Raw genomic sequence first — 25,364 nt, forward strand, 5'->3', positions numbered from 1 at the left:
CGCCGCGCGGTAGCGGTTCGGGCGGGTCGCGGCCGTCAGGGGCCGGGGGGCAGGTCGCGGAGCGCCGCGGCTGTCAGGGTGGAGGCGGTGCGGACGGCGCTGGTGATCGCGTCTTCGGGGGGGAGCCCGCACAGGTCGGTGAGGCAGAACAGGGCCTCCGCGCTGACGGTCACCGCGAGGTCGCGTTCGAGCTGGGCCAGCCGTTGCGGGGCGGTGGCGGCGAACCGTTCGCGGACGGGTGCGAGCGCCTCCTCGATCAGCCCGAACCGGACGCCCGGCCGGGCCGCGGCCGTTTCGGGGCGGGTGATGGTCGCCGCCATCATGGCGCGCACCGCCCCCTGCCGGGCGAGGGTGCCGCGCAGCAGGAACGCGCACGCGAACGCGACCCGCTCCACCGGGTCCGCCGACCCCGCGACCGGTCGGAGCGCGTCGGCCGGCGCGGGCCACGCCCCGCTCAGCGCCTCGCCGACCAGCGACGGGAGGTCGGGGAAGTAGCGGTAGGCGGTGGCCTCGGAGACCAGCGCGGTGCGCGCGATCTCCGGCATCGTCACCTCGCGCCCGGACTCCACGAGGTCGCGCGCGGCGGCGAGGATCGCCGCGCGCGTGCGCTTCTTCTGGTTGCTGCGCCCCGCGCCCGCCTGTGTGGTCATCGCCCGCTCCTCCTGTCGTCCCACCGGCATCGTAGCATTCAACTCTCCTCATGAGAGTGGACTTGCATGACGAGGGCGATCCGCCTATCTTCTCTTCGTGAGAGCGAACTCTTACGAATGTGGCAGGAGCTGAGGACAGTGACCGGGGTTTCCGTGGTCGGCCCGGACGGCGGCGAAGTGATCGAGCTGGGCGCGACCCGCATGCGCATCCTGGAGGACGGCACCACCACCGGGCACCGGCTCGGCATCGGCGAGATCACCATCGCCCCGCACACCGAGGGCCCGCCGCAGCACCGCCACGCCGAGCACGACGAGGGCTTCTACGTCGTCTCCGGCACCGTGCACTTCACCGTGGGCACCGCCGTCCACGTCGCGCCCGCCGGGACCCTCGCGATGATCCCGCCCGGCGCGCCGCACACCTTCGCCAACCACGGCGACGTGCCCGCGGTCATCCTCAACACCTTCACGCCCGACCTGTACGTGAACTACTTCCGCGACCTGCGCGACATGATCGCCGGCGGCCGGGCGCTGACCGCGCGCAGCACCGCCGACGTGATGAGCCGCTACGCCACCGAGCCCGCCGACGACTACGCCTGACCGACGACTACGCCTGACCGGCGACTACGCCTGACCGCCACCCGCGCGGCCCGCGCCGCCTGCCGCACCCGTCGCAACGACCCGCCGCACCCACCGTTCGATCCGCCCGAGGAGCACCCCTGATGACCAGCACCACCTCCACCCGCACCCTCACCGTGACCGCCGGCACCCTCGACCTCACCGTCACCGTCGACGAGCCCGACACCCCCGGGCCCGACGCGCCCCGCACCTTCCTGATGCTGCACGGCGGGGGCGGCCCGCAGACCGTCGCGCCCTTCGCCGCCCGGCTCGCCGCCGAGCGACCGGCCCGGGTGATCACCCCGGTCCACCCCGGCTTCGGCGGCACCGCCCGCCCCGCGTGGCTGAGCAGCCCGGCGGGCCTCGCCGAGGTCTACGCGGCCCTGCTCGACGCGCTCGACGTCCGCGACGCCACTGTGGTCGGCAACTCCGTCGGCGGCTGGATCGCCGCGGAACTCGCGCTGCTCGGCAGCGCACGCGTCCGCGGGGTGCTCCTCGTCAACGCTGTCGGCATCGAACTGCCCGGCCACCCCGTCGCCGACACCTTCCCGCTGACGCCCGTCCAACTCGCGCGGCTGTCCTTCCACGACCCGTCGAAGTTCCGCTTCGACCCCTCCGCGCTCACCGACGAGCAGCGCGCGGTCGCCGCCGCCAACCGGGTCGCCCTCGAGGTCTACGCGGGCCGGGAGATGAACGACCCGACGCTGCGCGAGCGGCTGGCGAAGGCGGCGCAGCCGGCACTCGTGGCGTGGGGCGAGAGCGACCGCGTCGTGGACGCCGAGTACGGACGCGCCTTCGCCGCGGCCATCCCGGGCGCTGGGTTCCGCCTGCTGCCCGGCACCGGGCACATGCCCCAGGTCGAGACGCCCGCCGAGTTCCTGCCGGTGGTCTGGGAGTTCGCCACCGCGCGCGGCTGACCGCGGCCGCGCCGGAAACCGGAAAGACGCGGAGGGCATCTTAGAACAGCACCCCGCACGTACCAGGGGAAAATGCCAGAACTCCTCGAACGGGGCGGCGCGGTGCGTAACTTGACTCCTCACCGCCCGGCCGGGCGGCGGCCCGACGGGCCCTGCACCGAGGGGAGTCGCGTGTCCGGGAACCACACGTACCTGCGCGGGGCGGTCACGCCGCCGCGGCCGAGCGCACCCCCGCCCGGCCCACCCGCCCGCACCGCCCCGAAACCGCGGGGGGCGCGCGGATGACGGCCGCGACACCCGCCGGGGGACAACTGCCCGAGGCGCCCGACGCATGGCAGCGGATCATGGCGCACGAAGCCGACGTACGCGACGAGTTGGGCCGCCTGCTGTCCCGGCTGCCCGACGCCACCGGGGCGGTCGCGGCCACCGCGGACGGGCTGCTCATCGCCCACGAGGCCCCCGACGCGCCCGCCGAGGCGCTCGCCGCGCTCAGCTCCGCCGGATTCGGCATCGGGCTGCGGCTGGCCGGGACCGGCGGCGACGACTCCTTCCACGAACTGGTGGTGCGCGCCGAACACGGCTGCGTCGCGCTCTACCCGGCGGGCCCGTCCTGCGTCCTGGCCGTCCTGGCCGGGCCGCACCCGGACCTTCAGCGGCTGCACACCGCGGCCCGCGCCACCGCCGCCCGCGTCGCGGACCTGCTCGCCGCAGCCGGCACCGACCTGGAGGTGTGAGGACCGCGGGCCGTGGGCGCCCCCGGCCGGTCAGGCGGCGGGCTGCTCCGCGGGCGGGGTGCCGGCCTCCGGCACCGCCGCCTGGGCGCCGGCGCCGTCGCCGTCCGGCGGGGGCGGCGCGTCCAGCCGGGCCCAGATGCACTTCCCGCGCTCGGTGTAGCGGGTGCCCCACTGCGCGGCCATCATCGCCACCAGTTGCAGGCCGCGGCCGAACTCGTCGTCCAGCAGCGGGTGCCGCACCCGCGGGGTGGCCTGCGAGCCGTCGTACACCTCGCAGATCAGCGCGTGCTCGATCCGCAGCAGCCGCAGCCGTACGAAGCCGCCGCCGGCCGTGTGCGGCTCGGGGGACTCGTCCAGGCCCAGCCCGATCCGCAGGCTCAGCCCGCCCTCCAGCCCGAGGCCGCCGAGGTCCTCCAGCCCCGGGCCCTCCGCCGGCCCGGCCGCCGCCTCCTGCGGGGGCTGCGGCACCAGCCCGACCGCGTGCCGCACCGTGTTGCCGATCAGCTCGCTGACGATGAGGGTGGCCGCGTCGGTCAGGTCGTCCAGGTGCCAGGACGCCAGCTCCGCCGCGGTCAGGTCCCGGGCCCGGCCCGCGGACTCCGGCGCCCACGGCAGGTCCCACGCCGACATCCGGTCCGCCGGCACCCGCTCGGTGCTCAGCGCCAGCAGCACCGCGTCGTCCTGCCGGTACGGGTCCGGCGGCAGCTGCGCCACCACCGCGTCGCACAGCGCGGCCAGCCACCGCCGCGCCGGCCCGCCGCCGGCCGGCGGCGGCTCGGCGGCGGCGTACCGGCCGACCGCCTCGGTCAGCTCCTCGGCGTCCGGCGCCCGCGAACCGAGCAGCCCGTCGGTGTACAGCACCAGCACGGTGCCCTCGGCGAGGACGGTCTCGGTCACCTGCGCGGGCACCTGCGCCATTCCCAGCGGCGGCCCGCTGGGAATGGTGAGCCGCCGCGCCCGCCCGCCCGGCTCCAGCGCGATCGGCGGGGCGTGCCCGGCGCTGGCGATGCTGCACGACCCGGACGTGGGGTCGTAGAGCGCGAGCAGGCAGGTCGCGCACACCACCGGGTCGTCGACGCGCGGCGCGAGGCGCACCACCACGTCGTTGAGGTGCGCCATGATCTCGTCCACCGGCATGTCCAGGGCCGCCACGGTCAGCGCCGCGTGCCGGATGATGCCCATCGCGATCGCCTGCTCCAGGCCGTGCCCCAGCACGTCGCCGATCACCGCCAGCGTCCGGCCGCCCGGCAGCGCGATCGTGTCGTACCAGTCGCCGCCCAGCTCCTGGCCGTCGGCCGTACGGTAGCGGGCCACCGCGCGCAGGCCCACCGTGTCCGGCAGCCGGCCCGGCAGCAGCTCCTGCTGGAGGCGCTCGGCGCGGTGCCGGGCGCTCTCGTAGAGCCGCGCGTTGCCCAGCGCCTGGGCGATGATCACGCCCACCGTGCCCAGCAGCGTCTTGTCGTCCTCCGTGAAGGGCCGCGACGCGCTCCAGCCGATGACGCACGACCCGACCGTGCGGTCGCCGACCGCCAGCGGCAGCACCGCCCACGCGCCCACCCCGTCCAGCTTCGCCAGCCGGCCCAGCAGCCACGGCGCCGTGCCGGGCGCCGCCTCGCCCGCGGCTGCCGCGGCGGCCGGCCGGTCGGCGCGGGAGACGAAGCGCGGCTGGTCGGTGACGCCCGGCCCGCCCGCCGGGGCCGCCACGCCGCCGAAGCCGGGGCCCGCCGCACGCTCCTGCTGCCGCCGCTCCGCCTGCCGCAGTTGCAGCTCGTGCACCTCCTCGACCAGCGCGGGCACGAAGCCGACGTCACCGATCAGCCGCGGCGACACCCCCGTCAGATCGTGCACCACCAGGCCGTCCGCCCGCACCAGCGGCAGCACGTGCCGCACCACCGCGGCCACCACGTCCTGCGTGTTGAGCGCCCGGACCAGCGCCGCGTTGAGGTCCGCGACCTGCCGGCCCCGCGCGGCCGCGGCCTGCTCCGCACGGCGCCGCTCGGTGGTGTCGGACATCTGGATCGACATGAAACCGCCGATCTCCACCGCCCTGACCAGGTAGGACGCCGAGCCGCGCGGCGCCGGCCGGTCCACGTCGACCTCCACGGTGGCCGCGGAGCCGGGCGCGGCCCGGGCCCGGTCCAGCAGCTCGGGCAGGCCCCGGTCGCGCAGCAGTGGCTCGGCGTCCCACGGGGTGCGGCCGGTGGGCGCCCCCGCGCTGTCGCCGCCGAGTTCGCGGGCGGCCAGGTTCGCCCACTGCACCCGGTCGTCCGCGGCGACCACGTAGATCGGGTCCGGGTTCAGCTCCAGCAGCCCGGCCAGCCACTCCAGCTGGCTGCGCCGGGCGGTGACGTTCCACACGGTGCCCACCAGCCGGATCGCGCGGCCGTTCCCGCCGCGTTCGCACGCGGCCCGCAGCTCCAGCCAGTTGACCCGGCCGGCGCGGTCCAGCACGCGGTGCTCGACCGCGTACGGCCGCCCGTCGCACAGGGACTCCTCGATCGCCTCCTGCACCGCGGGCCGGTCGTCGGGGTGGATGCGCTCCATCCACGACTCGATCCGGTGGTCCCAGGCGCCCGGCTCCAGCCCCGCCAGCTCCACCAGGTCCTCGGAGACCTCGTCCATGTCGACCAGCCCGCTGTCCAGGTCCCAGCTCCAGGTCCCGACGCTGATCTCCCGCCGCACCTGCCCGGCCGCGCTCTGCGGCTCCTGCCACCAGGGCGCCGTGCCGCTGCGCCACCGCCGGGCCACCGGCAGCCGCACCCCCACCAGCGCCGCCACGTCCGCCAGGAACCGCTGCCGGTCCGGCCCCGGCTCCCGCTCCAGCAGCACCGACAGCACCCCCACCGACGCGCCGTCCACCGGGATCGGCGCCGACAGCACCCCGCACGCCCGCAGCCCCGTCGCCATGCCGCCCGCGCCGCCCGGACCCGGCTCGGGCCAGTGCGGCGCCCACTGCACCTGCCGCCGGTCCATCGCGCGCACCGGCGCCAGCCGGTGGTCGCCGGGCTGCTCCCAGGCACGCGCCACCGGGTCAGGCACGCCGCTGGCCGCGGCCAGCCGCAGGGCGCCGTGCTCGGGGCCGACCAGGTGCGCCAGGCCGCCGACCCCGCCCAGCCCCGCGACGCACTGCTGCACCGCCAGCCGCAGGATCTCCGTCTCGCCCAGGCCCTCCGTGGCGTCCAGCACCGCCAGCCGCAGCGCGTCGGTGGCACCGGCCGGCGCGGCGCCGTCGCCCTGCGCGGGACCGCTCATCGCCACACCTGCCTCAGCTCGCTCCGGGCCGCCGGCCGTTTCGCCCCGAAGGTCACGGTACGAGCCCGCCGCGGTAATCTCTCGCCGCGCGCACGCAGCAGAAGCGCCCGGCCGCAACCGCGGGCGCCCCCCGCCGCCGTGCACGCGCCGGCCCGGGCGCCCCCGCGTGCCCGCCGCGACCTGGGCCATCCGGCTGACAGCGGCCCCGGCCGCCCCCGCGCCCGCGGACGCCGGAACGGCGGGTGCCGCCGGCCGCCCTCGGGCGACCGGCGGCACCCGCCGTACCCGGCCCGGGTGCGCTGGGGGCCTACGAGCCCGCGCTGCCCAGGGTCAGGCTCCAGGACGTCGGCGCGGTGTCCTGGATGTGGCCGTCGACCGGTGCCGCGCCGGTCGGGCCGACGTCGTCGTAGGGGAAGGCGTACCCGATCGAGGCGTACTGGTGGACCAGCCGTGCGTAGTGGTTGGTCACCGGGTCCTGGTAGTAGCCGGACGCGCTGACGCCGTCGGGCTGGTTGTCGCCGCCGGACACCAGCAGGGAGCTGCGGTTGAGGGCGGCCGCCAGCCGTGCCGCGACCGCGCCGCGCGCGTCGGACCCGGAGTTGTACAGCGGCCCGCTGGCGCAGCCGAAGATGTCCGCCGCGCTCGGCCTGGTGAACGGCACGCCGTCGTCGTCGAGCCCGGAGAAGACGAACGCGTCACCGGACACCGTGCCGGAGTACGTGCCGGAGCTGCCCTGGGCGTTGACGGTCAGCGGGGTGGACGCGTAGTGGCTCCACACCGCGTCCAGGTAGGAGTCCCAGTAGCCGCCGAAGTCGGTCGGCGCGTGGGACGGCGCGAGCACCCGCAGCGGGGCGCCGCCGGAGCCGGTGGCGACCAGCTGGTCCCAGGGCGCGCCGTCGCTGGCGTGCTGGGCTTGGAGGCCGGAGGCGATGGAGGCGAGCGCGCCGTCCGGCAGCGGGCTGACCGACTGGTTGCCGCCCGCGCCGGTGCTGGCCATCGCGATCGGCAGCGACACCATGTCGACGTAACTGATGTTGGCGTAGAGGTTGGCGCTGTTGAAGGTGAACTCGGCGAACGTCCACTGGGTCTGCCAGTTGGGGTCGGAGCTGGTGAACCCCGGCTGGACCAGGCCCGGTACGCCCCCGTCCGCGCCCGGCGGGTTGACGAAGAACTGGATGCGGTCGCCGATGGAGAACCAGACGCGGCCGCCGATGACGTAGTCCTGGAGCCTGACCGTGGTCGCCGCCGAGCCCGAACCGCCCAGCGGTATCGCGTAGTCGGGCGTGGGGGTGAGCACCGACGACGGGCTGGGCAGGCGGTTGAAGGCGCCGTCGGCGCCGACGAAGCCGGGCCAGCCGGAGTCGTCGGCGCCGCTGATGTACGCGTAGACGGTGTCGCTGCCCGACTTGTTGGCGAGCGAGACCGGCAGCGAGACGCCGGCCGCCGACGCGTGGGGCGTGAGCGCGGCGAAGCCCGCCGCCGAACCGGCGGCGGCGACCAGGCCGGTGGCACCGATCCGTTTGACGAATGAACGTCGAGAGAGCACTGACTCCTCCTGCGGGGTGGGGGCGCGGGCGGGGCGCTGCCGCGGCGCGGACACCGTGGCGGCACCCCGCCCGCGAACCCGTCGGTAGGAATGCGAGGTTCCACTATTGGCCTGAACCAAAGGCGGAGACAAGGGGGTCGGGAGATCGCGTTCCGTTGTGCAGGGGGTGTGCGGGGCTGGTGTTACTGCGACACGCGGACGTAGTCGACCAGCATCTTCTGCGGGAAGACCGAGGTGGCGTCGGGTGCGCCGGGCCAGTCGCCGCCCACCGCGTTGTTGAGGATCAGGTAGAACGGGTGGTCGTAGATCCACGGCCCCCTGGTCTGCTCCAGGTTGGCCTTGTCCACGGTGAAGAACGCGGTGCCGTCCACCGAGAACGTCATGTGGCTGGAGTCCCAGTCCAGCGCGTAGGTGTGGAAGGCCGAGGCGAAGTCGCTGCCGGCGACGGTGTAGGGCGAGCCGTCGCCGTTGCCGCCGTTGTAGGCGGGCGCGTGCAGCGTGGAGTAGACCGAGTCCGGCACCTTGCCGACGTGCTCCATGATGTCGATCTCACCGCACTGCGGCCACGGCGTGCCGGTCTTGAAGTTCGAGCCCAGCAGCCAGAACGCCGGCCACAGGCCCTGCGTGCCGCTCACCTTGATCCGGGCCTCCACGTGCCCGTAGGTGAAGTTGAAGTGGTCGGAGGTGTTGATCCGGCCCGAGGTGTAGCCGGTGGAGGTCTTGTCAGCCTCGATCACCAGGTCGCCGTTGCCGTCCATCTTCGTGTTGTCGCCGTTCGTGTACGTCTCCAGCTCGCCGTTCTGCCCGGTGCCGGGGTCCTGGCTCCACTTGGTGGCGTCCGGCTCGGTGCCCGCGGCGCCGTTGAACTCGTCGTCGAAGACGACCTTCTCCGGGCTGCCGGGGTTCGGCGGCGCGGCCGGCGGCGGCGTCGGGTCGCCGCCGGTGCCGTACACGTCGAAGTCCCACAGCGAGTAGCCGTAGCCGTTGCTGCGCGCGGTGCCGTACATCCGCACATACCGGCCGGTGCCGTCGACGGAGAGGGTCTCCTTGAAGCCCTTGCCGGTGGTGGTGGAGTAGATGCTGGTCCAGTCGGTGCCGTTGGCGGAGGTCTGGATCTGGTACGCCGTCGCGTACGCCGGGTCCCACTGGAGGACGACCTGCGTGATGTGCGCGCTCGCGCCCAGGTCCACCTGGAGCCAGCCCGGGTCCACCCAGCCGTTCACGTCGCTGGTCGCCCAGCGGGTGGCGGAGTCGTGGTCGAACGCCTTCGCCGGGGTGCAGCCGCCGCAGTTCGCGTCGTCCTGGTAGCTGGAGGCGGTGGCGGGCTTGCCGTAGGACAGCAGGGTGGAGCCGGGAGGAGTGGTGCCGCCGTCCCCGCCGCCCGTGCCGCCGCCGTCGCCGCTGCCGCTGCCGCCGGTGAAGACCTGGAACTCCCACAGCGAGTAGCCGTACTGGGTGGCCCGCGCGGTGCCGTACATCCGCACGTAGCGGCCGGTGCCGGACAGGGTGATCAGCTCGGTGCCGCCCTTGCCGGTGGTGGTCGAGTAGGCGCTGGTCCAGGTGGTGCCGTCGGTGGAGACCTGGATCTGGTACGCCGTCGCGTACGCGGTCTCCCAGCTCAGCTGGACCCCGCAGACCGGCTGCGAGGAGCCCAGGTCGACCTCGAGCCACTGCGGGTCGGCGGCGGCGCTGGACCAGCGGGTGCCGTTGTCGCCGTCGACCGCCGCGGAGGCGGGGGTGCCCGCGTTCTCGGTGGAGGAGGCGGTGGCGGTCTTGTGCAGCGCCGCGTTCGTGGTGGAGCAGGCGGTGCCGGTCGCGCCGGCGGTGCCGTACACCTGGAACTCCCACAGCGACACGCCGTACTGGGTGGCGCGCTGGGTGGTGTAGAGCCGGACATAGCGCCCGGAACCGTTTACGGAAACCGTCTCGGTGCCGCCCTTGCCGGTGGTGGTCGAGTAGGCACTCGTCCAGGTGCTGCCGTCGGCGGAGGTCTGGATCTGGTAGGCGGTCGCGTACGCGGTCTCCCAGCGCAGCGTGACGGAGTCGAGGGTGGCGCTGGCGCCCAGGTCGACTTCGAGCCACTGGGGGTCGGCGGCGGCGCTGGACCAGCGGGTGCCGTTGTCGCCGTCGACCGCCGCGGAGGCGGGGGTGCCCGCGTTCTCCGTGGAGGAGGCGGTGGCGGTCTTCCCCTGCGACAGCAGGGCGCCGGCCGCGCGGGCCGGGGTCTGGGTCGCCACCAGCGCGCACGCGGCGATCAGCGCCGCGACGCACGCGAGGACGAGGGAGCGGGAGAAGCGTCTTGGGGTGGGGGGTGCGAGCACGAGTGGGGGGTTGCCGGTCACGACCGTCTCCTGGAAGTGGGTGGCGTGGACGGGGAGTTGGGAGAGCGCTCTCTGATTGCTGTGATGATTACGGCGCTGTTGCCGACCCGTCAAGAAAGTGAACGAGATTGGGTCGCGGGGCGCCGGGTGCGTGCAAGACCTGACGCGGCGGCAGGTGTGGCGGTCCTCCAGCGGGTAGGGGAGTGCGGGGTGGCCGCGCCGTCCGTGCGGGGCGGCGCCCGCCCGGTCCGCCCGCGCGCCCTCGCGTGCCCGGCGCGGATCGACCCTAGGCTGGCCCACCAGGCGGTCAGCGGAGCCGGAGACACCGAGAGCGGGAAAGTACACGCGATGCCCGACGTACCAGAGCCGATGGTCAAGCTGGTCCGCTGGACCGCGGAGCCGGTGGCGGCGCAGATCGGCCGCTCCACGACGGCGGCGGTCATCTCCTACGTCGTCGCGGTGTGGCTGCTGCCGCAGCCGGTCCCGCTCACCGCGCCGCTGACCGCGCTGCTGGTGGTGCAGGTCACCTTGTACTCCACCTTCATGACCGGCATCCGGCGGGTCAACGCGGTCGTGGTCGGCGTGGTCATCGCGATCGCCTTCAGCTCGCTGGTCGGGCTGCGCTGGTGGAGCCTGGGTCTGATCATCCTCACCGCGCTGCTGGTCGGACGGGTGGTGAAGGTCGGGGAGTTCGAGGCCGAGGTGGCGATCTCGGCGATGCTGGTGCTGGGCGTCACCAAGGTGGCCTCCACCGCCTGGGACCGGATCTACGAGACGCTGATCGGCGCCGCGGTCGGGCTGCTGTTCAACCTGCTGTTCGCGCCGCCGGTGTGGGTGCAGTCCGCGGGCGGCTCGATCGAGGCGATGGCCCACCGGATGGGGCGGCTCTTCCGCGACATCGGCGGCCAGGTCGCCGGGCACCTGCCGGTCGAGCGGGCGGCGGCCCGGCTGCACGAGGCGCGCCGGGTCGACCACGACATCAGCGAGGTGGACGCGTCGCTGCGGCAGGCCGAGGACAGCCTGCGCTTCAACCCGCGGGTGCGCGAGGGGCTGCTGTCCCGGGTGGCGCTGCGCACCGGCCTGGACACCCTGGAGATCTGCGCGGTGGTGCTGCGGGTGCTCTCGCGCACGCTCACCGACCTGGCGAAGAAACGTACCGACGAGACGCTCTTCGCCCCGGAGATCGGTGAGGAGCTGGAGCGGCTCTTCGACCATGTGGCCGCCGCCGTGGAGAGTTTCGCGGTGCTGATCACCACGCAGGTCGCCGCCAGCGCGCAGACCGCGGAGGACGGGCTGACGCAGGCGCTCGTCGACGCCGGCGAGGCCCGCGACAAGGTGGCGGACCTGCTGCTGGCCGGGGTGCAGTCGCATCCGAGGCAGTGGCAGCTGCATGGCGCGCTGCTGGCGGAGGTGGACCGCATCCTGGACGAACTGGCCGTGGAGAAGCGCTCCGAGCGGCTGGTGGAGGAGCTGGACCGGCAGTCGAGAGAGCTGAGCGAGCGGCATCCGCGGCTCGTGATGCTCAGCCGCCGGCTCCGCGGAAAGACGGTCATACAGCGCGCGTCGGCTCCGGTCCGGGCGGCCCTCCGCCGGCAGTCCGGCTCGGACGGCTGAGCCCGGCGCGGGTGCGGGCGCCCGCCCGTACCCGTACCCGTCGCCGCCCCCGCCCCGCCCGGGTCCGTACGCGCCCGCGCGCGGCGGCGGCCCGGCCTGCCCGCGCATGAATAGGTGCTGTCGCAAGGATGGACGCCGCCGTAGCACGTCTGTAACACTCTGCCACACACGCGCAAATTATGAGCAGATCCACGATGGATCGGTGTGACTGGGCCGCAACTTCACGGTGTTGGGCCCGCATGTTTCGGATCGTGCACGCAGTGAGTCTCCTTTTCCGGACCACGACACGTAAGGAACGCCCATGAGACCCAAGCGCTCCATTCCACGGCTGGTGGCGGGGGTGACCGCCGCCGGCCTGCTCCTGCTGGGCGTGCAGGCGCTGCCCGCCGCCGCCGCGGGCAGATCGGCACCGGTGGCGGCGAAGTCCGCCGCCGCGAGCAGTACCGACGGGACGCACACCGCCGCCCGGCTGGACGACGGCAACCAGGGCACGTACTGGGAGAGTTCGGGCCGGAAGCTGCCGCAGTGGGCGCAGGTCGACCTCGGCGCGGACCGGGTCGTCGACCAGATCCGGCTGAAGGTGCCCGCCTCCTGGAGCCGGCGCAGCGAGACCATGGCGCTCCAGGGCAGCGAGGACGGGACCGGCTTCAGGACGCTGGTCACCTCCGCCTCCTACACGTTCGACCCGGGCCGGGACAACACGGTCACGGTGTCCTTCCCGGCGCAGAAGGCCCGCTACATACGCGCCGAGGTGTCCGCGAACACCGCGGGGAAGACCGCACAGCTGTCGGAGCTGACCGCGCTCGCGGCCGCCGCCTCCACCGACAACCTCGCCGCGGGCCGGCCCACCGCCGAGTCGGGCCACAACGACGTCTACCCGTCGGGCAACGCGGTGGACGGTGACGCGAACACCTACTGGGAGAGCACCAACAACGCCTTCCCGCAGTGGCTGCGGGTGGACCTGGGCAGCGCGGTCCCGGTGAACAAGGTCGTGCTGAAGCTGCCGCCGGCCACCGCGTGGGCGGCCCGCACCCAGACGCTCGCGGTGCAGGGCAGCACCGACGGCAGCACCTTCTCCGACCTGGCCGCCTCCGCCGGGTACACCTTCGACCCGGCCACCGGGAACACCGTCACCATCACCTTCGACACGGCCACGGCCCGCTACGTGCGGCTGAACGTCACCGGCAACACCGGCTGGCCGGCCGGCCAGATCTCCGAGTTCGAGGTGTACGGGCCGACCACCGGCGACACCCAGGCGCCCTCGGCGCCGACCGGCCTGGCCTACACCCAGCCCGCCTCCGGCCAGATCAAGCTGACCTGGAACGCGGCCACCGACAACGTCGGCGTCACCGGCTACGACATCTACGCGAACGGCACCCTGCGCAGCTCGGTGAGCGGCACCACCCTGTCCTACACCGACAGCCAGGCCGACACCGCCACCGTGACGTACACCGTCAAGGCGCACGACGCGGCGGGCAACCAGTCCGCGGCCAGCAACAGCGTGACCCGTACCGGCACCTCGGGCGACACCCAGGCGCCCTCCGCGCCGACCGGCCTGGCCTACACCCAGCCCGCCTCCGGCCAGATCAAGCTGACCTGGAACGCCGCGAGCGACAACGTGGCCGTTACCGGCTACGAGGTCTTCCGCAACGGCACCAAGGCCGCCACCACCGCCGGCGACACCCTCGCCTACACCGACAGCCAGCCGGACACGGCCACGGTCACGTACTACGTCCGGGCCGTGGACGCGGCGGGCAACGAGTCGGCGAACAGCAACACCGTCACCCGCAACGGCACCTCCCCGCCCACCGGCGGCACCAACCAGGCCGTCGGCAAGCCGATCACCGCCTCCTCCACGGTGCAGACCTATGTCGCCGCGAACGCGAACGACGACGACGTGACCACCTACTGGGAGGGCAGCGGCACCAGTTCGCTGACCATCCAGCTCGGCGCGAACGTGGACACCAGCCAGGTCGTGGTCAAGCTCAACCCGTCCAGCGCGTGGAGCGCGCGCACCCAGACCATCGCGGTCGACGGCCGCGAGCAGTCCGCGACCGGCTTCAGCCCGCTGGTGGCGGCCAAGCAGTACAGCTTCGACCCGGCCACCGGCAACAGCGTCACGATCCCGGTGTCCGCGCGCGTCGCCGACGTGCGGCTGACCTTCAGCGCCAACTCCGGGGCGGGCGGCGGCCAGGCCGCCGAGGTCCAGGTGATCGGGGTGCCCGGGCCCAACCCGGACCTGACGGTGAGCGCGCTGACCGCCTCGCCCGCCGCCCCGGTCGAGACCGACCCGGTCACGCTCGCGGCCACCGTGAAGAACACCGGCACCGACGCCGCGGCGGCCACCGACGTCAACTTCTACCTCGGCACCACCAAGGTCGGCAGCGCGAAGGTCGGCGCCCTCGCGGCCGGCGGCAGCACCACGGTCACCGCGGCGATCGGCGCCCAGAACGCCGGCAGCTACCAGCTCACCGCGAAGGTCGACGAGGCCAACGCGGTGATCGAGCAGAACGAGACGAACAACAGCTACACCGCGCCGAACCCGCTGGTGGTCAAGCCGGTCGACAGCTCCGACCTGGTGCCGGTCACCGCCTGGTCGCCCGGCCACCCGTCCGCCGGCCAGAGCGTCGGCTTCACCGTCGCGATCCGCAATCAGGGCACCGTCGCCGCCGCCTCGGGCGCGCACGCCGTCACCGTCTCGGTGCTCGACGCCGCCAGCGGCGCCGTGGTGAAGACCCTCACCGGCTCCTACAGCGGCGCTATCGCCGTCGGCGCCACCACCACCCCGGTGGACCTGGGCAGTTGGACGGCCGCCGACGGCAAGTACACCCTGAAGACCACCGTCGCGGTCGACAGCAACGAAGTCTCGACCAAGCAGGCCAACAACACCGACAGCCAGGCGTTCTTCGTCGGCCGCGGCGCCAACATGCCGTATGACGCCTATGAGGCGGAGGACGGCACGGTCGGCGGCGGCGCCACCGTACTCGGCCCCAACCGCACCATCGGCGACCCGGCCGGCGAGGCGTCCGGGCGCAAGGCGGTGCACCTGGGCGGCAGCGGCCAGTACGTGCAGTGGACCACCCGCGCGGCCACCAACACCCTGGTCACCCGCTTCAACATCCCCGACGGCACCGACTCCACCACGCTGGACGTCTACGTGGACGGGACCCTGCTGAAGACGATCAGCCTGACCTCGAAGTACGAGTGGCTCTACGGCGACGAGACGAGTCCCACCAACTCGGCCGGCTCCGGCGGCCCGCGGCACATCTACGACGAGGCGAACGTGATGCTCGGCACCACCGTGCCGGCCGGTCACACCATCAGGCTCCAGAAGGACGCGGCGAACACCGCGGCCTACTACAACATCGACTACATCGACCTGGAGCAGGCCACCGCGACGCCGAACCCGGACCCGGCGAAGTACGTCGTGCCGGCCGGCTTCACCCAGCAGGACGTGCAGAACGCGCTGGACACCGCGCGGCAGGACACGACCAAGCTCGGCGTCTACCTGCCGGCCGGCACCTACCAGACCGCCAACAAGTTCACCGTCTACGGCCGGGCGATCAAGGTGATCGGCGCGGGCCCGTGGTTCACGCAGTTCACCACGCCGCAGACCCAGGAGAACACCGACGGCGGCTTCGCGGTGCAGAGCACCGCGGACGGCTCGACCTTCACCGGGTTCGGCTTCTTCGGCAACTACACCAGCCGGATCGACGGCCCCGGCAAGGTCTTCGACCTCACCGGCGTCTCCGACCTGACGATCGACAACCTGTGGATCGAGCACACGATCTGCGGGGTGTGGGCGACCAACGTCGACGACTCGCACTTCACGAACCTGCGCATCCGCGACACCTTCGCCGACGGCGTCAACCTGACCAACGGCTCCACCGGCAACACCATCAGCAACGACGAGGCCCGGTCCACCGGCGACGACAGCTTCGCGCTGTTCCCGGCGATCGACAACCACAACGAGCAGGAGACCGGCAACACCTTCACCAACCTCAGCGTGCAGACCGTGTGGCGCGCCGCGGGCCTGGCGGTCTACGGCGGTGGCGGCAACACCTTCAGCAACCTCTACATCGCCGACAGCCTCACCTACCCCGGTGTGACGATCGGTTCGCTGGCCTTCGGCGGCATCCCCGCTCTGGGCTTCGAGTCCTCGCCCACCACGAACTTCGCGGACATCACGCTGGCCAGGGACGGCGGCCACTTCTGGGGCGCCCAGGTCTTCCCGGCGCTGTGGATCTACTCGGCGGAGTTCACGATGCAGGGCCTGCGGCTGAGCGACATCGACATCAGCGACCCGACGTACGCGGGCGTGATGTTCCAGACCAAGTGGAACGGCAGCACCTCGCTCAACCCCATCAAGGACACCACCCTCACCAACCTGTCGGTGACCGGCGCGCACAAGAGCGGCGACACCTACGACGCGAAGTCCGGCTTCGGCCTGTGGGCCAACCCGCAGCCGGAACCCGGCCAGGGCCCGGCCGTCGGATCGGTGACGATCAACGGCCTGACCGAGAGCGACAACGCGGTGGACATCGAGAACACCACGTCCACCTTCACCATCAACGTCACCAAGTAGTCCCGCAGCACACTCCCTGGGCGGGCCCGCGTTCGCACCGCGAGCGCGGGCCCGCCCGCGTGGCGGTCACGGCTGCCGGGCGGGCCGGGCGGGAAGAATGCGAGCGCTGCGGGCATTGCCCCCGCAGTGACCTTCCCGCCCTGTTCCCGTCTGGAGATCCGATGAACACCGCTGAAGTCCTCGCCGACGCCTACGGCCGCATCAAGGAGGTCGTGCACGCCGCCGTCGACGGCCTGACCGCCGACGAGCTGGCCGCACGCCTGGACGACGAGGCCAACTCGATCGGCTGGCTGGTCTGGCACCTCACCCGGGTCCAGGACGACCACGTCGCCGACGTGGCCGGCCGCGAGCAGATCTGGACCGCCGAGGGCTGGGAGCAGCGCTTCGACCTGCCGTTCCCGGCCGGCGCGATCGGCTACGGCCACAGCGCCGCCGAGGTCGGCCAGGTCCGCGTCGCCGACCCGGCGCTGCTGACCGGCTACTACGACGCCGTGCACGCGGCCACCCTCGACTACCTCGGCGGCCTGTCCGACGCGGACCTGGACGAGGTCGTCGACGAGCGGTGGACCCCGCCGGTCACCCTCGGGGTGCGGCTGGTCAGCGTGATCGGCGACGACCTCCAGCACGCCGGGCAGGCCGCCTACGTGCGGGGCGTGCTGCTGCGGCGCCGCTGAACCGGGGCCGCCGGACCGCGCCGGAAAGGGGGGAGTGCGCCGCCTCGCGCGTGCGCTCCCCGCACCCCGTCGACGCCGCCGAACCGCCCTGCACGGCAGTGATGTTGAATGATAGAGTTTTACTTAACCTAAGTTAACTAACGGCTCTCTCCGGGTGGGGTGTGACCGCCGCATGGCGACCGAAGAAGACTCGACGACCCGAATACAGCGGAGATCCCCGCGTATCGCCGCCGACCATCCGCACTACAAGTGGGTGGCCCTGTCCAACACGACGCTCGGCATGCTCATCGCCACGATCAACTCCTCGATCGTGCTGATCTCGCTGCCGGCGATCTTCAACGGCATCCGGCTGGACCCGCTCCAGGCCGGCAACGTCAGCTACCTGCTGTGGATGCTGATGGGCTACATGCTCGTCACCGCGGTCCTGGTCGTCACCCTCGGCCGGCTCGGCGACATCCTCGGCCGGGTCAAGATCTACAACGCCGGCTTCCTGATCTTCACCATCACCTCGGTGATCCTCTCCGTCGACCCGATGCACGGCGGCGGCGGCGCCCTGTGGCTGATCGGCTGGCGCGTCGCGCAGGCCGTCGGCGGCTCCATGCTGATGGCCAACTCCGCGGCCATCATCACCGACGCCTTCCCGGCCAAGCAGCGCGGCATGGCGCTCGGCGTGAACATGGTGGCCGGCATCGCCGGCTCCTTCATCGGCCTGGTGCTCGGCGGCCTGCTCGCCGAGTGGAACTGGCGCTCCATCTTCTGGGTGAACGTACCCATCGGCCTGATCGGCACCGTGTGGGCCTACCGCTCCCTGCACGACACCGGCATCCGCCGCCCCGCGAAGATGGACTGGTGGGGCAACATCACCTTCGCCGTCGGCCTGACCGCCCTGCTCGCCGGCATCACCTACGGCATCCAGCCCTACGGCGGCCACACCATGGGCTGGACCAACCCCTGGGTGCTCGCCGGACTGATCGGCGGCGCCGCGCTGCTCGTGGTGTTCTGCCTGATCGAGTCCCGCGTGGCCGAGCCGATGTTCCCGCTCAAGCTCTTCCGCAACGCGGCCTTCGCCGGCGGCAACGCGGCCACCCTGCTCGGGTCCATCGCCCGTGGCGGCCTCCAGTTCATGCTGATCATCTGGCTCCAGGGCATCTGGCTGCCGCTGCACGGCTACAACTACGCCGACACCCCGCTGTGGGCGGGCATCTACCTGCTGCCGCTCACCGTCGGGTTCCTCGCCGCCGGCCCCGTCGCCGGTGCCCTGTCCGACCGCTACGGCGCCCGGCTCTTCGCCGCCGCCGGCTTCGTGGTGATGGCCGGCTCCTTCGCCGGGCTGCTGCTCATCCCGACGAACTTCAGCTACTGGGTCTTCGCCCTGGTGGTCTTCCTCAACGGCCTCGGCGGCGGCCTGTTCGCCGCGCCCAACACCTCGATCATCATGGCGAGCGTGCCCGCGGAGTCCCGCGGCGCCGCCTCCGGCATGCGCGCCACCTTCCAGAACGCGGGCATGGTGCTGTCCATCGGCGTGTTCTTCTCGCTCATGGTCGCCGGGCTGGCCCGCTCGCTGCCCCACACCCTCAGCACCGGCCTGACGGCCCAGCACGTACCGGCTGCCAGCGCCCACCAGGTGGCCAACCTGCCCCCGGTCGGCACCCTGTTCGCGGCGTTCCTCGGGTACAACCCGATCCAGCAGCTGCTCGGCCCCGACCTGCTGGGGAAGCTGCCCAAGGCCAACGCGCAGACCCTCACCGGGCGGGAGTTCTTCCCGCACCTGATCTCCGGGCCCTTCCACGACGGCCTCGTCGTGGTGTTCGCCCTCGCGATCGTGATGTCCTTGGTCGCGGCGGGTGCGTCCCTGATCCGCTCCCGCAAGGTGCCCGAGCAGCAGGGCTGAACCGTACGGCCGAAGGAGGCGTCCCCGCCATGACCGAGCACGAAGGGCGCGGGGGCGCCTCGCCGTCCGCTGTCGCCCTGATCGTCGCCCGCCTGTACCGCCAGCTCGCCCAGGCGTCCGCGGACGACCTGAACCTCACCTACGCCCAGCTGTCCGCGCTCGCCCGCATCGAGCAGTTCGGGCCGATCCGGCTCGGTGAGCTCGCCGCCCGCGAGCAGGTCTCCGCGCCCGCCCTCACCCGCACCGTCCGGCCGCTCGCCGCCGCCGGGCTCATCGGCAAGGAAGCCGACCCCGCCGACGGCCGCTCCTTCCTCGTGAGCATCCACGAAGAGGGCCGCGCCCTGCTCGAACGCATCCGCCGCGAGCGCGCCGAACTCCTTGCCCGCCGCATGGCCCGCCTCACCCCCGCCCAGCACGCCCACCTCACCGCCGCCCTCCCCGTCCTCGAACAACTCCTCACGGAGGGCCCGCCCCCCGAGTGACCGCGGCCCCCCGCGCGCCTCATCGGGCGTGCAGCGAGGGTGGGAGCCGGGTGCCGGTCAGCGCTACGCGCCGGTTCAGCGAGGGCCAAGTCCTGTCCGGCCGTCGAGGAGTTCGCGGACGACGTCCAGATGGCCGGCGTGCCGTGCGGTCTCTTCGACGACATGCAGGATGATCCCGCGCAGGTCGGCGAGCTCGTCGCCCACAGGTTCGGGGTGGCGGCCCAGCGGGGGTGCCGACAGCGGGGTGCGGTCGATCACGGCGTCGGAACGGCGGCACTGGTCGTCGTAGAAGGCGAAAACGACCTCCGGTGCTCGCGGGGTCGTCAGCGGGGCATGGTCATCGGGCCACGGCAGCGGCTCGGCCGCTCCGGTGACGACCTCCTGGAACCAGTGCCTCTCCGCGTGCCCCAGGTGTTCTATCAGCCCGAGGGGCGTCCAGCCGGAGGGCAGGACCGGCGTGGCCAGTGCCTGCGTGTCGAGCCCGTCGACAATGGCCAGCACGCTCGCCCGCTGCGCCGCGAGGAACGCCGACAGCGTCTTCTTCTCCCTGCTCTCTGTGGTCATGCGTGCATGCTGCCAGCAGCCACTGACAAGCGCGGCTCGCGACCGGCCCACCGCCGGCGGGGCGACCCGGGGGCGACGGAACACGGGGACCCCCGGAGGGTCAGGGCACCCGGGAGCTGCCCGGCTCCAAGGGAGGGGAGGAGAAGCCGCAGTTGGGCGCGCACTGCGGCTCCGCCGTGTCCGGGGCGCCCTCGGCGAGCACCGCCCGCGAGGGTACGAGGAAGGCGGCGAGCGCGGCGCCGGCCGCGCACAGCCCCGCGCAGATGCCCATCGCGCGGCCGAACGCGGCGTTGACCGCGTGCGCGGAGGTGTACGCGTGGTCGGAGAGCCCGACGGCGAGCGGGAGCGCGGCCACCACGAGGAGTTGGGCGACCCGGGCCGCCGCGTTGTTGACGCCGCTGGCGACCCCCGCGTGGTCCACCTCGACCGACGCGAGCACCGTCGCGGTCAGCGGCGCCACGAACAGGCTCATCCCCAGCCCCTGGACGACGACCGCGGGCAGCACGTCCACCAGGTAGGAGGACGTGCCCGGCGAGATCCGGGTGAGCAGCAGCATGCCCGCTGCGGCGACGAGCGGCCCGGCCGTCAACGGCAGCCGCGGCCCGATCCGTTGGGAGAGCGCGCCCGCGGGCGCGGAGAGCAGCAGCATCAAGGCGGTGACCGGCAGCGTGGCCAAGCCCGCGCGCAGCGCGCTGTACCCGGCGGCGATCTGGAGCTGCACCGGCAGCAGGAAGAACACCCCGCCGATCGCCGCGTACAGGCACAGCGTGACCACGTTCATCGCGGTGAACAGCCGTGAGGAGAAGATGTCCAGCGGCAGCATCGGGTGCGCCCGGACCCGTTCGGTGCGCAGGAACGCCGCCCCGCACAGCACACCCGCGAGCACCGGCAGCCCCACGCCCAGCAGCGAAGGACGGCTGGACGCGGAGATCAGCGCGTACGTGATCCCGGCCAGGCACAGCGCGGCCAGCGCCGCCCCGGCCACGTCGAACGAACCGGACGCCTGCCGGTCCCGGCTCTCCGGCACGTGCCGCGCGGCGATGAGCAGGACCACGGCGCCGAGCGGCACATTGATGAAGAAGATCCACCGCCAGCCCGGCCCGTCCACCAGCCAGCCGCCCAGGAACGGCCCGACCGCGCCCGCCACCCCGCCCAGGCCCGACCACGCGCCGACCGCCTTCGCCCGGTCCTCCGGGCGGAACGTGGACTGCACCAGCGCCAGCGAACCCGGCGTCAGCAGCGCCCCGCCCACGCCCTGGAGCGCCCGGGAGGCGATCAGCATGCCGGCGTCCTGCGCGATCGCGCACAGCGCGGACGCCAGCGCGAACCACACCACGCCGACGGTGAACACCCGCCGCCGCCCGTACCGGTCGCCGAGCCCGCCGCCGAGCAGGATCAGCCCGGCCAGCGTCAGCAGATAGCCGTTGACCGTCCACTGCAACGCCGCCAGCGACGCGCCGAGGTCCTCGCCGATGCGCGGCAGCGCGATGTTGACGATGGTGCCGTCCAGCATCGCCATGCCCGAGCCGAGCACCGAGCAGGCCAGCACCCACCGGCCCGCGGACGACGCCAGCCGTACCCCGCCCGGTGCTGCCGGCAGTCCAGCCGTGGCCATCGCCTCCGCCTTCCGTCCGGCGCCCGCCGAAGCGTCACCATCGTAGGCCCGGCGGGCGGACGGGGGATCTGCGGCGGGGCCGTGTCGGCCCGGCGGCGTGCGCCGGGCGAGAATGGACGGGCAGGTCAGGCCGCCCCGCACGGCCGCACGACCCCCGACAGCCCGCAGTGAGAAGGAGTGCAGGATGCCGCACGAGCGCGCCGGAACCCCCGCCCGCCCGGAGGACCTGGTCGACGTCCCCCGGCTGGTCACCGCCTACTACGCCCTGCACCCCGACCCGGCCGAGCCCGGGCAGCGGGTGGCGTTCGGCACCTCCGGCCACCGCGGCTCGGCGCTGGACACGGCGTTCAACGAGGACCACATCGCCGCGACCAGCCAGGCCATCTGCGAGTACCGCGCCGCGCAGGGCACCGACGGCCCGCTGTTCCTCGGCGCCGACACGCACGCGCTCTCCGAGCCCGCCCGGGTCACCGCGCTGGAGGTCTTCGCCGCCAACGGCGTGACCGTCCTGATCGACGCCGCCGACGGCTACACCCCGACCCCGGCCGTCTCGCACGCCGTCCTCACCCACAACCGCGGGCGCACCGCCGGCCTCGCGGACGGCGTCGTCGTCACCCCCTCGCACAACCCGCCGCGCGACGGCGGCTTCAAGTACAACCCGCCCACCGGCGGCCCGGCCGGCTCCGACGCCACCGGCTGGGTCCAGGACCGCGCCAACGCGCTGATCGCCGACGGGCTGCGCGAGGTGCGCCGCATCCCCTACGCCCGGGCGCTGGCCGCCGACACCACCGGCCGCCACGACTTCCTCGGCGGCTACGTCGACGACCTGCCCGGTGTCCTCGACCTGGACGCGGTGCGCGCCTCGGGCGTCCGGATCGGCGCCGACCCGCTCGGCGGCGCCTCCGTCGACTACTGGGGCGCGATCGCCGAACGCCACCGCCTCGACCTGACCGTGGTCAACCCCCACGCCGACCCGACCTGGCGGTTCATGACGCTCGACTGGGACGGCAAGATCCGGATGGACTGCTCCTCGCCGTACGCCATGGCGTCGCTGATCGCCCGCAAGGACGAGTACGCCGTCGCCACCGGCAACGACGCGGACGCCGACCGGCACGGCATCGTCACCCCCGACGGCGGGCTGATGAACCCCAACCACTACCTCGCGGTGGCGATCGACTACCTGGTCGGGCACCGCGAGCAGTGGGACCGGGGGCTGGCGATCGGCAAGACCCTGGTCTCCTCCTCGATGATCGACAAGGTGGTGGCCGGGCTCGGCCGCACCCTCACCGAAGTGCCGGTCGGCTTCAAGTGGTTCGTGGACGGGCTGCTCGGCGGCACCCTCGCCTTCGGCGGCGAGGAGTCCGCGGGCGCGTCGTTCCTGCGCCGCGACGGCAGCGTGTGGACCACCGACAAGGACGGCATCCTGCTGGCGCTGCTCGCCGCCGAGATCACCGCCGTGACCGGCCGCAGCCCGTCCGCGCACTACGCCGAGCTGACCGGGCGGTTCGGCACGCCCGCCTACGCCCGGATCGACGCGCCCGCCGACCGCGAGCAGAAGGCGGTGCTGGCCAAGCTCTCGCCCGACCAGGTGCCCGCCCGCGAGCTGGCCGGCGAACCGGTCACCGCGGTGCTCACCGAGGCGCCCGGCAACGGCGCCCCGCTCGGCGGCATCAAGGTCTGCACGGACAGCGCCTGGTTCGCCGCGCGCCCGTCCGGCACCGAGGACGTCTACAAGGTCTACGCCGAGTCCTTCCAGGGCCCGGAGCACCTGGCGCGGGTGCAGGAGGAGGCCAAGGCGATGGTCTCCGGCGTGCTCGGCGGCTGACGGCCCGCCGGCCGGAGGCCGTGGCAGGTCGCAGGGCGGGGCGGCCCGGGCGCGGATGTCCCGGGCCGCCCCCGGTGCTCGGGGCGGCCCTGCGCCGGGCTGCCCCTCCGCCGGCCGCGCACGGCCCCGCCTACGCCAGCTGCGCCGCCTGGAGCCCGGCGTACGCGCCGCCGCGGCGCAGCAGTTCGGCGTGCGAGCCGATCTCCACGATCCGGCCCTCGTCCATCACCACGATCCGGTCGGCGTTCCTGATCGTGGACAGCCGGTGCGCGACGACGAAGACCGTACGGCCCTTGACCAGCCGGCCGAGCGCCTGCTGCACCAGGGCCTCCGAGCGGGAGTCGAGCGCGGACGTCGCCTCGTCGAGCACCAGCACCCGTGGGTCGCGGATCAGCGCCCGGGCGATGGCGAGGCGCTGCTTCTGCCCGCCGGACAGCCGGGCGCCGCGCTCGCCGACGACGGTGTCCAGGCCCTGCGGCATCCGGTCGATGAACTCCGTCGCGTTGGCGTCCCGCAGCGCCGCCCGGACCCGCTCGTCGGGCACGTCGGCCATGCCGTAGGTGACGTTGTCCCGGACGCTGCCCTCGAAGAGGATCGACTCCTGCGGCACCACCGACAGGAAGCTGCGGTAGTCGCGCAGGTCGAGGGCCTCCATGTCGACACCGTCCAGCAGGATGCGGCCGCCGGTCGGCCGCAGGAAGCCGATCACCAGGTTCAGCACCGTGGACTTCCCCGCGCCCGAGCCGCCGACCAGCGCGATCGTCTCGCCGGGGCGCACCTCCAGGTCGAAGCCGTCCAGCGAGGGCCGGTCGCTGTCGGGGTAGGTGAGGGTCACGTCGCGGAACTCGAACCGACCCAGGACGCCGGCGACTTCGGCCTTGCCGTCGTTCTGCTCCAGGTCGGGCGCCTGGAGCACCTCGCCGATCGAACGCACCGACTCCAGGCCCTTGCCGATCTGCGGGGCGAGCGTCAGCAGCGTGGTCACCGACCCGGTGAGGCTGGAGAAGTACGCGGAGAGCATCACCACGGTGCCGGGGGTGACGCTGAACCAGCCGTAGTACGCGACCAGCGCGGAGCCGGCCAGGCAGGCGACGCCGATGGTGTTGAGCAGAATCCAGGCGAGCGAGCCGAACCAGCCGTTGAGCCGGTCCAGCCGCAGCCCGGCGTGCAGCACCTCGCCCAGGGTGCGGTCCATCCGGTGCAGGGCGGTGTCCTCCAGGCCGTGCGCCCGGGTGATCGGGATGAGCGTGGTCATCTCGCTGACCCGTGAGGAGAGTTGCTCGACCTGCTGCCGGAAGAGTTCGTTGCGGTCCTTGATCCGGCGGCGCAGCCTGACCACGAGCGCGGCGGAGGCGGGCACCACGACCAGGTAGACCGGCAGGAACACGGGTGCCTGGATGCCGATGACCACCAGCCCGCCGGACAGGGTGGCGATCGCCGCCAGTCCGTTGTCCGCGGTCTGCTGGGCGGCGGTCTCGATGGTCTCGACGTCCCGGACCACCTTGGTCTGGAGCACACCCGCGCTGACCCGGGAGTGGTAGCCGATCGACAGCTGCTGCATCCGGTGGCACAGCGCGCTGCGCAGCCGGGTGCCGGTGCGCCGGACCGAGCCCTGCATCAGGTGCACATAGGCGAGGTTGAACGGCGGGTTGAGCACGAGGATCACCAGCAGCACCGCCGAGTTCCACCACAGGACGGAGATCGGCTCGTGCTTCACCACCACGTCCACGACGTTGGCGGTGATGAGCGGCAGCAGCCACACGGGCGCGTGCTTGGCGAGGAACGCGGCGACGGCGACGCCGACGCGGCGCCGGTCGGGGTGGAAGAGGTAGAGGAGGGTACGGAGGGGGTGCTCGCCACGGTAGCGGTGGCTGAGCGTGCCTTGCGGCAACGCCATTGCGGGGCTCCTCGGATCACGGCTTCGCGGTGATACGGCAGGGTGCGGTACGGGAGCGGCACGGCACGGGCGGGCTTCGGCGCTGAAGCGGGCGTGCGGGATGTGCGCGCGTACACCTTAGGGGTGAGGAGCCGAGCTGCCACCGGCCGTGCGGTGTCGTCCCTGGCCGCGGGGGCGCGGAA

16 protein-coding genes are annotated in these 25,364 nt (G+C 73.3%); 9 read left to right on the forward strand and 7 right to left on the reverse strand.

Annotated elements, in window-relative coordinates:
• Positions 1-35: 35 nt before the first annotated feature.
• Positions 36-650, reverse strand: coding sequence for a TetR/AcrR family transcriptional regulator (locus WA788_RS12400; protein WP_335976198.1), 615 nt, complete (start codon positions 648-650; stop codon positions 36-38).
• Between the two features lie 138 nt (positions 651-788).
• Here WA788_RS12400 and WA788_RS12405 point away from each other — a divergent pair, with 138 nt between their 5' ends.
• The 3 genes from WA788_RS12405 to WA788_RS12415 all read left to right on the forward strand — a co-directional run bounded on the left by WA788_RS12405 (position 789) and on the right by WA788_RS12415 (position 2,916).
• Positions 789-1,247 (forward strand): cupin domain-containing protein, encoded by a 459-nt coding sequence (locus WA788_RS12405; RefSeq protein ID WP_335976201.1) that lies wholly within the window; start codon positions 789-791, stop codon positions 1,245-1,247.
• 122 nt (positions 1,248-1,369) lie between these two features.
• Positions 1,370-2,182 (forward strand): alpha/beta fold hydrolase, encoded by an 813-nt coding sequence (locus tag WA788_RS12410; RefSeq protein ID WP_335976204.1) that lies wholly within the window; start codon positions 1,370-1,372, stop codon positions 2,180-2,182.
• A gap of 281 nt (positions 2,183-2,463) precedes the next feature.
• On the forward strand, positions 2,464-2,916 hold the full coding sequence (locus WA788_RS12415; RefSeq protein ID WP_335976206.1) for a roadblock/LC7 domain-containing protein: 453 nt from the start codon (positions 2,464-2,466) through the stop codon (positions 2,914-2,916).
• Positions 2,917-2,946: 30 nt separating this feature from the next.
• Here the strand turns inward: WA788_RS12415 and WA788_RS12420 are convergent, their stop codons facing one another.
• The 3 genes from WA788_RS12420 to WA788_RS12430 form a co-directional block, all read right to left on the reverse strand.
• Complete coding sequence (locus tag WA788_RS12420; RefSeq protein WP_335976209.1) at positions 2,947-6,168, reverse strand: SpoIIE family protein phosphatase; 3,222 nt, start codon at positions 6,166-6,168, stop codon at positions 2,947-2,949.
• Between the two features lie 307 nt (positions 6,169-6,475).
• Positions 6,476-7,714: a beta-1,3-glucanase family protein gene (locus WA788_RS12425; protein ID WP_335976211.1), complete on the reverse strand. Its 1,239-nt coding sequence runs from the start codon at positions 7,712-7,714 to the stop codon at positions 6,476-6,478.
• Between the two features lie 182 nt (positions 7,715-7,896).
• Complete coding sequence (locus WA788_RS12430) at positions 7,897-10,035, reverse strand: discoidin domain-containing protein (RefSeq protein ID WP_443034019.1); 2,139 nt, start codon at positions 10,033-10,035, stop codon at positions 7,897-7,899.
• Positions 10,036-10,383: 348 nt separating this feature from the next.
• Between WA788_RS12430 and WA788_RS12435 the strand changes: the two genes are divergently transcribed.
• The 5 genes from WA788_RS12435 (at position 10,384) to WA788_RS12455 (ending at position 19,281) form a co-directional block, all read left to right on the forward strand.
• A complete protein-coding gene (locus WA788_RS12435; RefSeq protein ID WP_335976212.1) occupies positions 10,384-11,649 on the forward strand; it encodes an FUSC family protein in 1,266 nt (421 codons plus the stop codon).
• A gap of 301 nt (positions 11,650-11,950) precedes the next feature.
• Complete coding sequence (locus tag WA788_RS12440; protein WP_335976215.1) at positions 11,951-16,234, forward strand: discoidin domain-containing protein; 4,284 nt, start codon at positions 11,951-11,953, stop codon at positions 16,232-16,234.
• A gap of 161 nt (positions 16,235-16,395) precedes the next feature.
• Entirely contained in the window at positions 16,396-16,908 is a 513-nt protein-coding gene (locus WA788_RS12445) for a mycothiol transferase (protein ID WP_335976218.1), read from the forward strand.
• A gap of 172 nt (positions 16,909-17,080) precedes the next feature.
• Positions 17,081-18,799, forward strand: a complete 1,719-nt coding sequence (locus tag WA788_RS12450; protein ID WP_335976219.1) for an MFS transporter — start codon at positions 17,081-17,083, stop codon at positions 18,797-18,799.
• Positions 18,800-18,828: 29 nt separating this feature from the next.
• Complete coding sequence (locus WA788_RS12455; protein ID WP_335976222.1) at positions 18,829-19,281, forward strand: MarR family winged helix-turn-helix transcriptional regulator; 453 nt, start codon at positions 18,829-18,831, stop codon at positions 19,279-19,281.
• 75 nt (positions 19,282-19,356) lie between these two features.
• Here WA788_RS12455 and WA788_RS12460 read toward each other — a convergent pair whose 3' ends face one another.
• Complete coding sequence (locus WA788_RS12460) at positions 19,357-19,845, reverse strand: DinB family protein (protein ID WP_335976224.1); 489 nt, start codon at positions 19,843-19,845, stop codon at positions 19,357-19,359.
• Between the two features lie 100 nt (positions 19,846-19,945).
• The gene (locus WA788_RS12465; protein ID WP_335976226.1) at positions 19,946-21,460 is read right to left on the reverse strand and encodes a DHA2 family efflux MFS transporter permease subunit; all 1,515 of its coding nucleotides are present in this window, start codon (positions 21,458-21,460) and stop codon (positions 19,946-19,948) included.
• A gap of 184 nt (positions 21,461-21,644) precedes the next feature.
• On the opposite strand from WA788_RS12465, the gene pgm reads away from it, so the two are divergent.
• Positions 21,645-23,285, forward strand: a complete 1,641-nt coding sequence (gene pgm, locus WA788_RS12470; RefSeq protein ID WP_335976227.1) for a phosphoglucomutase (alpha-D-glucose-1,6-bisphosphate-dependent) — start codon at positions 21,645-21,647, stop codon at positions 23,283-23,285.
• A gap of 130 nt (positions 23,286-23,415) precedes the next feature.
• On the opposite strand, the gene WA788_RS12475 is transcribed toward pgm, so the two are convergent.
• Positions 23,416-25,182: an ABC transporter ATP-binding protein gene (locus WA788_RS12475; RefSeq protein WP_335976230.1), complete on the reverse strand. Its 1,767-nt coding sequence runs from the start codon at positions 25,180-25,182 to the stop codon at positions 23,416-23,418.
• Positions 25,183-25,364: the final 182 nt, after the last annotated feature.

It is taken from the genome of Streptomyces sp. CA2R106 (assembly GCF_037034245.1).
Classification (GTDB): Bacteria; Actinomycetota; Actinomycetes; order Streptomycetales; family Streptomycetaceae; genus Actinacidiphila.